Source organism: Pseudomonas sp. JR33AA, from assembly GCF_021378985.1.
Classification (GTDB): domain Bacteria; phylum Pseudomonadota; class Gammaproteobacteria; order Pseudomonadales; family Pseudomonadaceae; genus Aquipseudomonas; species Aquipseudomonas alloputida.
The window spans coordinates 1-2,045 of record NZ_JAJSAW010000041.1 but is presented as its reverse complement, the minus strand read 5'-3'; the positions used below and the strand labels follow the sequence as shown (position 1 = coordinate 2,045).

The following is a 2,045-nucleotide window of genomic DNA, read 5'->3' as shown; positions in this document are numbered from 1 at the left end:
CCGGGTGTTGGTGTATCAGGACAAGCGCTATCGCTATGACCGCTTTGGGCGGCTGTGCGAGAAGCGGATCGGTAGCAATTGGGTGCAGTATTTCGAGTATGACGCCGAGCAGCGGCTGGTTTGCGTGGAGCAGTACCGCAGTGGCGAGCTTGAGCGGGTGGTGTTTGCCTATGACCCGTTGGGGAGGCGGATTAGCAAGGAGGTTTATCAGAGGGACTATCCAGAACCGCGTCGGCGGGTGTTGTTTCACTGGCAAGGGTTGCGCTTGCTTCAAGAAGTGCAGAGTGGGCTGGCTAGCTTGTATGTGTATGCCACTCCGGACAGCTATGAGCCGCTGGCACGGGTCGACGGTAGATCGGGTGGCGAAACGATTCACTACTTCCATACCACCCTGGCTGGACTGCCGCAGCAACTGACTGATTCAGACGGTAAGACTATCTGGCAGAGCGACTATCAGGGCTGGGGGGCGACACATGACGAGTGGAACAATCCACAGTATGCTCGAGAGCAGAATTTTCGGTTTCAGGGTCAATACCTTGATCGAGAAATAGAATTACATTACAACGTGTTCAGGTATTACGATCCAAATCTAGGCCGGTTCACCCAGCACGATCCAATTGGCCTTTCTGGAGGAATCAATCTCTATCGCTATGCTCCAAATGCAAAAACCTGGTCTGACCCTCTGGGCCTTATTGCAGTAGACACGCCAGGCTATACCATATACGGCCTTTACGATGGAAACCCACTGACCACGAAACCTTATTATATCGGAATAACTAACGACATAGACAGAAGGGCTGCAGAGCACGAAATGTCTGGTCGACTACCAAAATCATCCTCCATAGCCCCTATTAAAAGTGATATAACTTACGGACAAGCAAGAGGACAGGAACAGTATTACATCGAAAAATACCAGACAAGAACGGGAATAATTGGGCAACCCACATCGAGCGTAAACAGAGGAAACAAATATAATTCTTTCGACCTTTTGAGAACCGACGATAGAGCAAAATATTTCAAGCAAGCTTACAATGAAATCAAAGCAAAACTCACAAGAACTCCTGCAAAACTCAGAAGTGGAGCATGCAAATGAACAAAGCTAACATCTGGGGCTGGCCTCAAAAAACAAAGACCACTTTAAATAACATAAAAGCAGGAGATATTTTCTGCTTCACCCAGGAAGACGGGGGATATTATTTTGGACAAATAATATCAAAAATAATCACTGGCCATGTAGCTGAAATATTCAGAATAGTAAAGGAAGACCCATTAATAACACCAGCAGAACTTGAGCACATAGAACCTCTCACCGACCCGGTCGTGCTGGACAGCTACTCTCTCTTCGATAAAAAAGCGGATCCAACAGGAGAATGGAGGATAATAGGCCACCAAGAAATCACACAAACAAATCGATTTGAAAATTATTATTTCGCATATGGAACTCCAGAAAGCTGGACAAAAATCAGCGCATTGAACGTAAAAGAAGAGGCCTCGGAAGATGAGATAGCCAATCTTCCACCCCTCACCCCGCTGAACAACTACAAAATCTCGATTTTATTAAGGAAAATTCAAATCCAGAGCAATCACTGACGTATCAAACACCACCTATAAGTATGGCCACTCAATCAGGACAATCGCAAACCCCAAGAACCAAGCGGACCTAGCATCATGTTGAATTACGAGCGCACCACACAAACGCACCTAGCGCCCCAATAAACATAGAAAAACCGGTGCGCAACAGATACCCCCTGAGAAAATCTGTTGCCACTAACTAACGACTGGGAGCGAACTGGGAACCTATAGGCAATGCCCTGAATAACTACACATCTAGTTTTCATCTGCATCAGATCAACTTGAACAGCCTAATCATCAGCGATTTCGAGCGCGATGCGGTACACGACGAAGTCCTGCGGCCCAAAGGCAAACTAGTCACTCGCCGGGCGGACTCGGCAATACGGCTACGACAGCCACGGCAATCTGCTCTGGCAGCAGGACCCGCTGGGGCGCGAGACACAGTATCAATACAACCCGGAAGGCCGCGTTAC

2 protein-coding genes are annotated in these 2,045 nt (G+C 47.9%); both read left to right on the top strand.

Translation table 11 applies throughout. The features are described 5' to 3' along the window. On the top strand, positions 1 to 1,093 hold a 1,093-nt coding region (locus LVS58_RS24885), incomplete at its 5' end, for an RHS repeat-associated core domain-containing protein (protein ID WP_233693237.1). Next, positions 1,090 to 1,590, top strand: a complete 501-nt coding sequence (locus LVS58_RS24880; RefSeq protein ID WP_233693236.1) for an Imm26 family immunity protein — start codon at positions 1,090 to 1,092, stop codon at positions 1,588 to 1,590. The genes LVS58_RS24885 and LVS58_RS24880, both read left to right, overlap by 4 nt. The last annotated feature ends 455 nt before the right edge of the window (positions 1,591 to 2,045 follow it).

Coding starts and splice junctions, on each gene's coding strand:
- LVS58_RS24880 (WP_233693236.1), top strand. CDS start 1,090: ATGAACAAAGCTAACATCTGGGGCTGGCCTCAAAAAACAAAGACCACT.